Raw genomic sequence first — 12,706 nt, forward strand, 5'->3', positions numbered from 1 at the left:
ACAGTCTGTTGGTGATTGGACACCATTCAAAAGGTATGTACTATTCGGAATTATGCGAGGAACTGGTCTGTACGGATCGGTGGCGCCCACGCGTGCGCCGCGGCCGTCGTCTTCCTCTTCCTCCCACAGCATCGCCCGGGGCACCTCGAGGGGTCCGTATCGCCGACTGCCGCCGCACGCCGAGCCGCGTTGGTGCACCGCACCGACGGCTGTGCTCGCCGGCAGGCAGTCGGGGGTGCGGTTGCGTGCCGCTTTCCACCGGGCGAGTTGCTTTCTCAGATCACCAAAGCCTGGCTGTCTGCCAGGAATGGCATCGCCATCCAGCGCGACGCCAGCATAGCTTCGGCGGCCGGACCCGGAACCGGACGCGAGAACAGGAAACCCTGCGCCCGGTGACAACCGTGCCGCATCAAGGTGAGCGCGGCCGCTGAGGTTTCCACGCCCTCGGCGACCACCTGCAGTCCGAACGCCTCGGCAAGGGCGATGATGGCCCGAACAATCGCGAGATCGCCAGGGTTGACGCCCAATTCACGTACGAACACCGTGTCGATCTTGAGGATGTCCACGGGCAGATCCTTCAGGTGCGACAACACGGCGTAGCCGGTGCCGAAGTCGTCGATGGCGATCTGAACACCCGCTTCGCGCAGTTCGGCCAGCGTGCGACGGGTCGTCTCGATGTTCTGCACCACCGCGCGCTCGGTGATCTCCAGGCACAGCGAGCCCGGCCGTAGGCCGAACTCGGCGGCGGTGTCCACCACATTCTGGACAAAGCCGCGGGCGGCCAACTGAACTGGCGAGACGTTGATGCGCAAGGTGGCGTTGGTCCGAACGCCGTTGGCCTGCCACCGGCTGTACTCCGCGCACGCACTGCGCATCACCCAACGGCCCAGATCGTCGGCGAGATTGGCCGACTCGGCGATGCCGATGAACGAGCTCGGCAGCAGCAGCCCGCGGGTGGGATGCCGCCAGCGCACCAGCGCCTCCACCGCAACGATTGCGCCACTCCACAGATCGACCTCGGGCTGGTAGTACAGCAGCAGCGACTCGTCATCGATCTTGCCCTGCATGTGCAGCTCGATGTCTTTGCGGAACAGGCTTTTCAGCGACATGTCGTCGGTGGAGCTGACCGTCTGGTTGCCCCCGCCGCGTTTCGCCGCCAGCACCGCCTCGTCGGCGCGGTGCAGCAGACCCGCGCTGGTGTCCTGGCCGGGCAAACCCACCGTCACGCCCACGCTGACGGTGCTGTTGACCGAGTGGCCCTGGATGTCGACCCGCGCGCGCAGGGCGCTTTGGAGCCGGTCGGCGAAGGTCTCCGCGCTGGCCATCGACATCGGCCAGTCCGGAATGACGACGAATTCGTCACCGCCGATCCGCGCGGCCACGGACCGGTTGCCGGCATAGGCGCGCAGCCGCCGGGCGAAGTCCTGGATGAACCAGTCGCCGGCGGCGTGTCCGAGGTAGTCGTTGATCGGTTTGAGCCGGTCGAGGTCGATGTAGAACACGCCGACCGGTCCGGGCTGGCCCGCGACGAGCCGCTCGGACAGGTGCGCGACCAGCGCACGCCGGTTGTACAGGCCGGTCAAGTCGTCGTGGTCGGCCAGATAGCGCAGCCGCTCCTCGGCGGCGACACGGGCCTGCAGCTGAGCGAACAGCGAAGCGATCGCCTCGATCGTGTTGAGTTCCTCGGTCCGCCACTTGGGTCGCCGGAACTTGACCAGCCCCAGCATGCCGATGGTCACCGGGCCGGAGATCAGCGGCGCGGTGGCCACCGACAGCGACTCCACCGAATGCTCCCGCGCCATCTGGCGTACGTAGCCGGACTCCCCGGGGTCTGGGCGCATGACCGCGACCTGCTTGCCGTGGGCGCAGGAGGTGAAGACCGGGTCGGCGGTGGTGAACGAGACCACGGCGAGCGGATCCGGGTCCGGAGGATCGGTGCGCGGCGGCCATTCGGCGACCAGTTTCGACGCGCGGATCTCATGATCGTTGTGGCGCAGAAACGCGGCGTCGACGTGCAGTTGCTCGACCAGCGTCTGCAGCACCCGTTCGCTGATCGCAGCTGCCGTCGAAGGCGTGGTGGCCATCAATTGGGCGGCGATCGAGGTGACCAGCGCCAATCTATCCGCCACGATGTCCTTCCCCCGAAGACCGCCAGCCCAGGGGCCCGCCGCAGGAAGCCTGGATCGCTTCGGGCCGATGCCGCTGTGAGCATATTCCGAAAGGGGCCGGGCTGGAAACAGCTCCGCGGAAACGGTGCGAGCCGACCGGCGCGAGGCGCGGCGGTTTGGCCGCGGGGAATTCGGGGGCCGGGATGCGGCCCGGGTCGCAGCGTGGGGTTAGCGGGCCGGCCGCGCCGGTGCGGTCTCGGCGAGGAAGCGGTGCAACACCTCGACGGCGTCGGCGAGGGTCTGGCGATCCGCTGCCGAGAGCCGGTCGAGCTCGGGGTCGATCGCCGCGGCCCGGTCCTGGCGAACCCGCGCCATGGTCTGGACGCCCTTCTCGGTGATCCGGATCAGGACGGCGCGGGCGTCGAGCGGGTCGGGGGTACGGGTGGTCAGGCCCGCATCCTCCAGGCGGCGCACCTGGGTGGTCATGGTCGGCTGGGAGCAGTGGTCCACCGCTGCCAAGTCGGAGATCCGGGCTACGTCCAAGTCCTCGATAGTGGACAACAGTCGAGCCTGCGCGCCGGGGATCGGAAGCGCGACGCGCTGAGTGGCAAGCCGATTGAGCCGGGATACCACGCTGAGCAAATCGGCTCCAAGGCTGGCTTGGGCGGGGGCAACCATCGGGCAAGTATTTCACAACCGTGCACGAAAGTGGACGAGGCCGGTACATGCCGCGAGCAGGGGCCCGACGGCTGGCAGAATCGACGGGTGACGAAGACCGGCCAGGGCGATGCGCGAGTCCGGGGGCGGTCGATGCGGCCCGTCGAGACCGCGCAGGCCGCCGTGATGGCGGCGCTGTGCGCGGCGACGGCGATCATCGCGGTGGTGGTTCCGTTCGCCGGCGGGCTGGCGCTGCTCGGGACGGTACCGATGGGTCTGTTGGCCTACCGCTACCGGATCCGGGTGCTGATCGCCGCCACCGTCGCCGCCGCGACCATCGCGTTTCTGATCGCCGGGATGGGCGGCTTCATGACGGTGGTCAACAGTGCCTACATCGGCGGTCTGACCGGTGTCATCAAGCGTCACCGACGCGGTCTGCCCACCGTGATTGCGGCCTCTGCGGTGGCCGGCGGGGTTTTCGGCATCGCCATGGTGCTGGCGCTGACGGTGCTGTCGCGGCTGCGCCACCTGATCTTCGACACCATCACGGCCAATGTGAACGGTGTCGCGGCGGCCATGGCGCGCGTCCCGCTACCGGAGTTCCAGCGCGCCGCCGCGGACCTGAACGGATTCCTGGGAGTGCTGCTGCGCTACTGGCAGTGGCTGATTCTGGCGCAGATGACCACCAGCGTCATGATCGTCTCGCTGCTGGGCTGGTGGGCGCTGTCGCGGGTGCTCGACCGGCTCCGCGGGGTCCCCGACGTGCACAAACTCGACCTGCCGGACGAGTCCGGCCCGGTGGCGCCGGTCCCGGTCCGGCTGGATCGCGTGCGGTTCCGGTATCCGCAGTCCGACCACGACGCCCTGGGGCCGGTGAGTCTGGAAGTGCGTGCCGGCGAACACGTCGCGGTCACCGGCGCCAACGGTTCGGGCAAGACCACCCTCATGTTGCTGCTGGCCGGACGGGCGCCGACCGCCGGCACCGTCGAGCGTCCCGGCGCGGTGGGCCTCGGGGCGCCCGGTGGCACCGCCGTGGTGATGCAGCACCCGGAGAGCCAGGTGCTGGGCACCCGGGTCGCCGACGACGTGGTGTGGGGCCTGCCGCCGGGGACCACCCCCGACGTCGAGCGGCTGCTGGGGGAGGTCGGCCTGGCCGGCTTCGCCGAGCGCGACACCGGCGGGCTGTCCGGCGGGGAACTGCAGCGGTTGGCGGTGGCGGCGGCACTGGCCCGCGAACCCGCGCTGCTGATCGCCGACGAGGTCACCAGCATGGTCGACCCGCAGGGCCGGGAGGTGCTGCTGGGAGTGCTCTCGGAGCTGGCCGGGTGCTCCGGCCGGCGCTGCACGTCATTGGTGCACATCACCCACTACAACGACGAGGCCGGCAGTGCCGACCGGACCATCGACCTGTCCGGTTCCCGCGACAACACCGTCATGGTCGAGACCGCGCAGGTGCCCACCCCCGCAGGCGGCGCCGCACCGCGCCGGTCCGGGCCGCCGGTGCTCGAACTGCGCGGCGTGGGACACGAATACGGCAGCGGCACCCCGTGGGCCAAGACCGCGTTGCGCGACATCACCTTCAGCGTCGCCGAGGGTGACGGCCTGTTGATCCATGGCGGCAACGGTTCGGGCAAGTCCACCCTGGCCTGGATCATGGCCGGCCTGACGACCCCGACGACGGGCAGTTGCCTGCTCGGCGGCCGGCCCGCCGACCAGCAGGTGGGTGCGGTGGCGCTGTCCTTCCAGGCGGCGCGGCTGCAGTTGATGCGCGGCTATGTCGGCCTGGAAGTGGCGTCGGCGGCCGGATTCTCCCCCCGCGATCACGACAGGGTCAGCGCCGCCCTGGCCGCCGTCGGCCTGGACGCGGCCCTGGCCGGCCGGCGCATCGACCAACTCAGCGGCGGACAGATGCGCCGCCTGGTGCTGGCGGGCCTGCTGGCCCGATCGCCCCGGGCACTGATTCTCGACGAGCCCCTGGCCGGGCTCGACGCCGCCAGCCGGGACGGCTTGCTGCGCCTGCTCGAGGACCTGCGGCGCGAGACCGGGCTGACGGTGGTGGTGATCTCGCACGACTTCGCCGGGCTCGGCGACCTGTGCCCGCGAACCCTGCACCTGCGCAACGGCGTCCTGGTGCCGGCCCCGGCGGGTGCGGCGTGACGGGGCAGCCGCGCCCGGTGGTGCTGTTGCGGCCGGTGCCCGGCGACTCCGTGGTGCACCGCCTGTGGGCCGGGACCAAGCTGACGGTGGTCTTCGGTATCTCGGTCCTGCTGACCTTCTACCCCGGCTGGGCGACCATCGGGGCGGTGGCGCTGCTGGTGCTCGGCGCGGCCCGGCTCGCCCACATCCCCCGGGGTGCGGTGCCCTCGGTGCCGCGCTGGTTGTGGGTGCTGCTGGTGGTGGGCGGCGTGACCGCGGCCATGTCCGGCGGCGATCCGGCGGGCCTGGGCGGGCTGCTGTACTTCCTGCGGATCACGGCGCTGTCGATCGTGCTGCTGGGTTTGGGCGCGATGGTGTCGTGGACGACCAATGTCGCCGAGATCGCCCCGGCGGTCGCTAGTTTGGGCAAGCCGCTGCGGGTGCTGCGGATCCCCATCGACGACTGGGCGGTGACGCTGGCGCTGGCGCTGCGGGCGTTTCCGATGCTGATCGACGAGTTCCGGGTGCTCTACGCCGCCCGCCGGCTGCGGCCCCGAACGCGGCCGCGTACCCGGCGGCAACGGCGGCGGCAGTGGGCGCGCGAGGCCATCGACTTGATCACGGCCGCCATCACCGTCACCCTGCGGCGGGCCGACGAGATGGGGGACGCGATCACCGCCCGCGGTGGTATCGGCCAGATTTCGGCCGCGCCGGCGCGGCCGGGCGTCAACGACCTGGTTGCCGCGGCGATCGTGGTGCTGATGTGCGGTTCGGCTGTGGCGGTGGAACTGACGGTGCTGGCCACGCCCTGAGGCCCGTGCGGTCCGTCCGCGTTACCGGCGGGCGGCGGCGTTGGCGGCTTCCTGGGCGTCTCGCAGGGCAGTGCCCACCTCGGTGCGGCCGAGGAACATGTCGTCGAAATAGGGCTTGATGGCCTGGTTTCCGGCGGGAAAGCCCGCCCCGCCACCGGGCGCGGCGATTCGCGGTCCGTCGAGTACCGCGAAGAACGGCGTGAGGTCCACACCGCGCCGGCGCCAGTAGTCGAAGTAGACCCGTTGGGCGCTGAGCACCGCTGGTATCGCCGCCCCCTGTTGCCCCAGGTACGCGTTGCCCGCACTGCTGCCGAGCCACGCCAGGACTTCCCGTACCGCTGCCGGGTGCCGGGTGGCGGCGTTGGCCACCGCCGCGATCCCGTTGGTGACGCTGACCCGGCCCGCCGGCCCGGCCGGCAACATCGCCACACCCCAGGGGAACCGGGCCTGCTCGGCGATCGCCGCCAGGCTGTAGGTGCCGGACTGAAACAGCGCCATCCGGCCGGCCAGGAACTGGTTGCGGGAGAAGTCCCCGTTGGTGTTGGTCTCCGATGCCGGCGGTGCCACGTGATCGGTGTTGATGAGGCGCACCAGATAGCTGAAGGCCGCGACCGCGGCCGGATTGTCGAAGGCGAACTCGTCACCGCGCTGAAAGACTCCGCCGGCTGAGCCGACGTAATTCAGGTAGATGCCCTGCGGATCGTTGGCGGCGTTGTACCCCCACTGCCGGATACGGCGCTCGTCGAAGCCCGGGGTGCCGGCGCTGCGCCCGGCACTGTCGCGGGTGAGCCGGGCCAGCAGCGGGCGCAACGTGTCCTGCGTGCCCTGCGGGTCCCAGCGCAGCCGCGCCAGCACAGCCGGATCGACCCCGGCGGCGGCCAGCAGATCCGCGTTGTAGAACACCGCGATCCCGGCGTCGGTCAGTTGCGGAACTCCCCACAGCGTGCCGTCGCGGGTGAACTGCGCGACCACCGAGGGTTCCCAATCCGGGTCCGTCGCATCGATGCTCAGCAGTCGGCCGTTGTCGGCGTACCCGGCCAGATAGGCGTTGGAGAGCCAGAAGATGTCGTCGGCGCCGCCGCCGGCGACGTCGGTGCGCAGCGTGTCGAAGTAGGTCCGGTAGGCGACGACGTTGACGCGCACCTCGATGCCGGGGTGACTGCGGCGAAACGCGGCCAGCGACTGGCGGTAGGCGGCGGCCACCGGCTCGTCCCACAGCCGGACCGTCACCACCGTCGCCCCGGACGTTGCGGGGGTCGCGCCGCGGTCCAGCAGCACCGCCGCCGCGCCGAGCAACCCCGTCAGTGCCACGATCGCCGCGGCGAACGCGGTGGAGAACCGCGGCCGGCTCACTTGATCCCCGTGACGACGATCGACTGCACGATGCGTCGCTGAAACACCATGAACAGCACGATCAGCGGGATCATGGCCACCGTGGTTGCCGCCATCACCAGCGTCCACTGGGCGTCGTAGCGGGACTGCAGCGCGGCGGTCGCCACGGTGAGCACCCGCCACTTGTCGCCGCTGGTGATCACCAACGGCCACATGAAGTTGTTCCACTGCGAGACCACGGTGATCAAGCCGAGGGTGACCAGAATCGGTCTGCTGGCCGGCATCATCACGTGCACGATCACGTCCAGGGTGTTCGCGCCGTCCAGGCGGGCGGCGTGGATCAGATCGTTGGGCACTGTCCGGAAATGCTGGCGCAGCAGGAAGATCGCGTACGGAGAGCCGAATACGAAGGGCAGCACCAGCGCCCAGAAGGTGTTCCGCAGGCCGGTTTGCGCCATCATCAGATACAGCGGCACCACCGTCACCGTGGCCGGCACCATCAGGGTTGCCACATACACCCAGAACAGCTGGTCGCGACCCGGAAACTCCAGGCGCGCAAACGCGTAGGCGGCCAGCACCGAGCAGGTCAACTGGCCCAGCACGATCACCGCCGTCATCAGCGCCGTGACCGCGGCCGCCCGGCCGAAGCCGGCGCCGGCGAGGTCGGCGTAGTTGTCCAGTGTCGGCGGGTCGGGCCAGGACAGCGGGGTTCCGGTGGCGAACTGGCGGGCCGGAGTGAACGACGTCAGCAGTCCCAGCCCGAAGGGCGCCAGGGTGATCAGCGCGCCCAGGGTGAGCAGCGCATACACGGCAGCGTTACGTGAGGTCATAGCTGACCCGCCGGCCGAAGGAGAGCTGCTGGAGCACCGTCACCCCGACCAGCGCGGCGAACAGCACCAGTGCCATCACCGCGGCCCGGCCGATGGCCGCCGACCCGAACGCCTCGTCATAGATGCGGTGCGCGATCAGGTCGGTGCGTCCGCCGGGCCCACCCCCGGTCAGCGCGTAGACGGTGTCGAACACCTGCGCTGCGCTGACCACGCCGGTGACCACGACGAAGAACATGGTGGGGCGCAGCATCGGCAACGTGACCCGCCAGAACCGCTGCCACGCGTTGGCCCCGTCGATCCGTGCCGCCGACAGCACCTGGGTGGGGATGGCCAGGATGCCCGCCAGGAAGAACAGCGCGACATAGCCGACATTGGTCCACACCACCACCGCCGAGGTCACCGGCAGCGCCAGCCCGGGATCGGTCAGCCATTCGATGCGGTGACCCAGCACGGTGCTCACCGCGCCGTCGGTGGGGCTCAGAATCCAGCGCCACAGCACCGCGATCGCCAACGGTGCGCAGATCCAGGGCAGCACGTACACGGTGCGGTACACGCCGCTGCCCGGCAGTCCGCGGGCCAGCAGCATCGCCACCGCCAGCCCCAGCACCGTCTGGACCGGCACGACGAACGCGACGAAGAGCACGGTCACCACAAGGGAGTTGCCGAACACCGGATCGGTCAGCACCGAGCGCCAGTTGTCGGCCCCCACATAACTGATCGGCCCCAGCAGATCCCAGCGGTGCAGACTCAGCCACACCACCACCAGCATGGGCAGCAGCAGGAAGGTGACCACGCCGAACAGGCTGGGGGCCAGCAGCGCATAACCCAGCGTCGGGCTCATCGGAGCAGCGCGGCGCTGACGTGGACTCAAAAGCGGGCCTTCATCCGCTCAAGCACCCCCGGCACGTGATCGAAGGCGAAACACTCTCCGGCTAAGGATCGCACTGTTCCCCGGTAGGTTCCGCTGAGTTGCCAATAGTCGATTCCGGCGGCCACCAGGTTGGCCTTGACCGCTTTGCGGCCCGCCGGCGTGAACGTCACATCCAGACGACCGTCACGGTCGCGCACCTGCGCGCTGGAGCGCGGCTCGTCGGACGCGAAGGCGAACTCGACCCCGGCGAGCGGCTCCACTCCGCCGGGAACCCAGTTGCAGGACTCGTCGTCGTCATCGCTGAGCTCCTGCCGCTCGACGAAATTGGAACCGACCACACCACCGCCCATGTGCACGGCGAACGTGCCCCACGTCCACGTCGTCGAATACGGGAACTGCGAACGATGTTCATCAAGGATGGCGAAATCGCGGGCCGGGTCGAAGACGTAGCTGCGGTCACCGACCGTGAGTGTCCCGCCGGCCGGGAGGGGCTGCTTGAAGGTGTAGTAGTCCATCGTCGACGTGAGCCTGGCGCTGAGGCTGAGCGGCGGCGCGGCCCCGTCGAGGTACAGCGTCAGCGCCCCGGCGATCGCCGGCCCACGGCGGTCGGCCGCACAGTCCATCCGAATGGTGATCGTGCCGGCTGGGGCGTCGAAGGCGTAGTCGAGCAGATAACGCCGGGTCTTGACCCGGCAGTGGCCGCCGTGCAGCAGGTCGTCGGGCAGGCCCAGGCTGGCGCCCCGGAAGCGGGCGCTTTTCTCCACTAGGACACCGGTGGCCTGATCACGGACGAACAGCTCCGACGACGCCAGGTATTTGACGTCCTGCATGATCATCGCGCCCGATATCTCGGGATGGACCAGGCCGAATCCGATCCATTCCTTGAGCCGAAATTCGCGCCACAGGCGCGCGACACCGCGGTGCGCGTCGACGGGGTTGACGTCGCGGACTCGCCCGTCGAAGCGGCCGTAGTGGCGGACACCGTCTTGAACCAGTCGCTGCGGCGCAGTCACGCCGTGATCATTATGGACACCTATTCCGTGGTCAACCTTCGGTACGTCGTTACGGTGGACGGGTGAGCGCGAACCGGGGGATCGACACCGAGTTTCTGGACCTGCCCCGCCACGAGTTGGCCGACGCCGCGTTGTCGGCGGCCAAAGCGGCGGGCGCCGAGCACGCCGACCTGCGTATTCACCGGATCGCCACCGAGGTCATCCGGCTGCGCGACGGTGCCCTGGAGACCGCCGTGCTCAACCGCGAACTGGGCTTCGCCGTGCGGGTGATCGTCGACGGCACCTGGGGCTTCGCCTCGCATGCCGAACTGGCGCCCGGCGTGGCCGCCGAGACCGCCCGCCGTGCGGTGCAGGTCGCCAAGACGCTGGCCGTCCTCAACGCCGAACGGGTCGAGCTGGCCGCCGAACCAGTGTACCGCGACGCCAGCTGGGTCTCGGACTACCGGATCGATCCGTTCGAGGTGCCGACGGCCGACAAGATCGCCGTGCTGGAGGACTACTCGGGCCGGTTGCTGGCCGCCGACGGCGTGCACCACGTGACGGCCGCGCTGACCGCGGTCAAGGAGCAGACCTTCTACGCCGACACGTTCGGCTCGTCGATCACCCAGCAGCGGGTGCGGCTGATGCCGGTGTGCGACGCGGTCACCGTCGGTCCGGACGGTTTCGACTCGATGCGCACATGCGCGCCGCCGACCGCACGCGGGTGGGAGGCGGTCGCCGGCGACGAGGTGTGGGACTGGTCGGGCGAGCTGGCGGAGATTCCGGTGCTGCTCGCCGAGAAGGTGAAGTCGCCCAGCGTGGCGGCCGGGCCGACGGACCTGGTGATCGACCCGACCAATTTGTGGCTGACCATCCACGAATCGATCGGCCACGCAACCGAATACGATCGAGCGATCGGCTACGAGGCGGCCTATGCCGGGACGTCGTTCGCCACCCCGGACAAGCTCGGCACGCTGCGCTACGGCTCGCCGGTGATGAACGTGACCGCCGACCGCACGGTGCCCTACGGGCTGGCGAGTGTCGGCTACGACGACGAAGGGGTGGCCGCTCAGAGCTGGGACCTGGTGCGCGACGGGCGGTTCGTGGGCTACCAGCTCGATCGGGTGTTCGCCCCCCGGCTGGGCCAAGCCCGCTCCAACGGCTGCTCCTACGCCGACTCTCCGCATCACGTTCCGATCCAGCGGATGGCCAACGTGTCGCTGCAGCCCGGAACCGACGGCCTGTCCACGGCCGATCTCATCGGCCGGGTGGACGACGGCATCTACATCGTCGGAGACCGGTCCTGGTCGATCGACATGCAGCGCTACAACTTCCAGTTCACCGGGCAGCGTTTCTTCCGGATCCGGGACGGCCGGCTCGACGGGCAGGTCCGTGACGTCGCCTACCAGGCGACCACCACGGAGTTCTGGAATGCGATGGAAGCTGTCGGCGGGCCCGAGACATGGCGGCTCGGCGGGGCGTTCAACTGCGGAAAGGCTCAGCCCGGTCAAGTGGCCGCGGTCAGCCACGGCTGCCCGTCGGCGCTGTTCCGGGGGATCAACGTGCTCAACACGCGCAGCGAGGGGGGCCGGGAATGATCGGGCCGCAAGACGTCGTCGACACCGCGCTGGCAGCGGCCCGCAGCGACGGGGCCGAGACCATCGTGCTGGTCACCGACCGGACCGAGGCGTCATTGCGCTGGGCCGGCAACTCGATGACCACCAACGGGGTGTCGACCAGCCGGACCACGACGGTGATCTCGATCCTCACCGACGACGAGGGGTCGCGCGTCGGCTCGCTGAGCTCGGCCGAGGTGGACCCCGCGCTGATCCCCGAACTGGTCGCGGCGTCGGCGGCGGCGGCCGCGCAGGCACCGCCGGCGCGTGACGCCGCGCCGCTGCTGGGCGGCACCGACGTACCGCAGGACTGGGACGCGCCGGTGCCCCAGACCGGCGCGGAGGTGTTCACCGAGCTGGCAGCCGGACTGAGTCGCGGCTTCAAGGGCGCCGAGGCGCTCTACGGCTTTGCCCGCCACGAGGTGGAGACCACGTTCTTGGCGTCCTCGACGGGACTGCGGCGGCGTTTCACCCAGCCCACCGGGACGGTGGAGATCAACGGCAAACGCGACGGCGCCAGTGCCTGGGCCGGGATCAGCACCCCGGACTTCGTCGACGTCCCGACCGATTCCCTTCTGGAGCAGCTGGGGACGCGGTTGGGCTGGGCGGCACGCACCGTGGAGCTGCCGGCCGGGCGCTACGAGACGTTGATGCCGCCTTCGACGGTGGCCGACATGATGATCTATCTCGGCTGGACGATGAGCGGCCGCGGAGCCCAGGAAGGCCGCACCGCGCTGGCGGCACCCGGCGGCGGCACCCGGGTGGGGGAGCGGCTGACGGAACTGCCGCTGACGTTGTACTCCGACCCGCACGCGTACGGGCTGGAGTGCGCGCCGTTCGTTGCCACCGGCACGTCCTCGGAGACGGCGTCGGTGTTCGACAACGGCCTGGACATCGGGTGTGTGGACTGGATTCGGGGCGGGGTGATCAACGCGCTGGCCTATCCGCGGGCCGTGGCCGCCGAGTTCGGTGCCCCGGTCGCCCTGCCTGCCGACAACCTGTTGATGACGGGCGGTTCGGCCAGCATGGACGAGATGATCGCCTCGACCGAGCGTGGGCTGCTGTTGACCACGCTGTGGTACATCCGCGAGGTGGATCCGACCACGCTGCTGCTGACCGGGCTGACCCGCGACGGTGTCTATCTGGTCGAAGACGGCCAGGTGACCGCGGCGGTGAACAACTTCCGGTTCAACGAGAGCCCCCTGGATCTGCTGCGCCGGGCCACCCAGGCCGGGATCGCCGAGCCGACGCTGCCGCGCGAGTGGGGTGACTGGGCGACCCGGGCGTCGATGCCGTCCCTGCGCATTCCCGACTTCCACATGTCGTCGGTGAGTCAGGCGCAATGACGGCGG

At 69.8% G+C, this 12,706-nt stretch carries 10 protein-coding genes; 4 read left to right on the forward strand and 6 right to left on the reverse strand.

The genetic code is table 11. The features are described 5' to 3' along the window. Positions 1–275: 275 nt before the first annotated feature. Both AWC02_RS09755 and AWC02_RS09760 read right to left on the reverse strand, forming a co-directional pair. On the reverse strand, positions 276–2,084 hold the full coding sequence (locus AWC02_RS09755; protein ID WP_085128641.1) for a putative bifunctional diguanylate cyclase/phosphodiesterase: 1,809 nt from the start codon (positions 2,082–2,084) through the stop codon (positions 276–278). A 252-nt stretch (positions 2,085–2,336) separates the two neighbouring features. Further along, positions 2,337–2,786 (reverse strand): MarR family winged helix-turn-helix transcriptional regulator, encoded by a 450-nt coding sequence (locus AWC02_RS09760; RefSeq protein WP_085128586.1) that lies wholly within the window; start codon positions 2,784–2,786, stop codon positions 2,337–2,339. A 132-nt stretch (positions 2,787–2,918) separates the two neighbouring features. On the opposite strand from AWC02_RS09760, the gene AWC02_RS09765 reads away from it, so the two are divergent. Both AWC02_RS09765 and AWC02_RS09770 read left to right on the forward strand, forming a co-directional pair. Next, positions 2,919–4,922 carry an ATP-binding cassette domain-containing protein gene (locus tag AWC02_RS09765; RefSeq protein ID WP_085128642.1) on the forward strand — a complete coding sequence of 668 codons (2,004 nt, stop codon included), beginning with the start codon at positions 2,919–2,921 and terminating at the stop codon, positions 4,920–4,922. Next, complete coding sequence (locus tag AWC02_RS09770) at positions 4,919–5,713, forward strand: CbiQ family ECF transporter T component (RefSeq protein ID WP_237160410.1); 795 nt, start codon at positions 4,919–4,921, stop codon at positions 5,711–5,713. The genes AWC02_RS09765 and AWC02_RS09770 overlap by 4 nt, the downstream gene beginning before the upstream one ends. A gap of 21 nt (positions 5,714–5,734) precedes the next feature. Here AWC02_RS09770 and AWC02_RS09775 read toward each other — a convergent pair whose 3' ends face one another. From AWC02_RS09775 to AWC02_RS09790, 4 genes are read right to left on the reverse strand one after another with little or no spacing between them, the layout of a single operon-like run. Further along, complete coding sequence (locus AWC02_RS09775) at positions 5,735–7,066, reverse strand: ABC transporter substrate-binding protein (RefSeq protein ID WP_085128587.1); 1,332 nt, start codon at positions 7,064–7,066, stop codon at positions 5,735–5,737. Next, positions 7,063–7,875 (reverse strand): carbohydrate ABC transporter permease, encoded by an 813-nt coding sequence (locus tag AWC02_RS09780; RefSeq protein WP_085128588.1) that lies wholly within the window; start codon positions 7,873–7,875, stop codon positions 7,063–7,065. Before AWC02_RS09780 ends, AWC02_RS09775 begins: the two co-directional genes overlap by 4 nt. Continuing rightward, positions 7,862–8,716 (reverse strand): carbohydrate ABC transporter permease, encoded by an 855-nt coding sequence (locus tag AWC02_RS09785; RefSeq protein ID WP_109560952.1) that lies wholly within the window; start codon positions 8,714–8,716, stop codon positions 7,862–7,864. The genes AWC02_RS09780 and AWC02_RS09785 overlap by 14 nt, the downstream gene beginning before the upstream one ends. A 26-nt stretch (positions 8,717–8,742) precedes the next feature. Next, on the reverse strand, positions 8,743–9,759 hold the full coding sequence (locus tag AWC02_RS09790; protein ID WP_165757881.1) for a DUF2804 family protein: 1,017 nt from the start codon (positions 9,757–9,759) through the stop codon (positions 8,743–8,745). A 62-nt stretch (positions 9,760–9,821) separates the two neighbouring features. Between AWC02_RS09790 and AWC02_RS09795 the strand changes: the two genes are divergently transcribed. After that, positions 9,822–11,336, forward strand: a complete 1,515-nt coding sequence (locus AWC02_RS09795) for a TldD/PmbA family protein (RefSeq protein WP_085128591.1) — start codon at positions 9,822–9,824, stop codon at positions 11,334–11,336. Further along, positions 11,333–12,700: a metallopeptidase TldD-related protein gene (locus AWC02_RS09800; protein ID WP_085128592.1), complete on the forward strand. Its 1,368-nt coding sequence runs from the start codon at positions 11,333–11,335 to the stop codon at positions 12,698–12,700. Before AWC02_RS09795 ends, AWC02_RS09800 begins: the two co-directional genes overlap by 4 nt. The last annotated feature ends 6 nt before the right edge of the window (positions 12,701–12,706 follow it).

The organism is Mycolicibacter engbaekii, assembly GCF_002101585.1.
Classification (GTDB): Bacteria; Actinomycetota; Actinomycetes; order Mycobacteriales; family Mycobacteriaceae; genus Mycobacterium; species Mycobacterium engbaekii.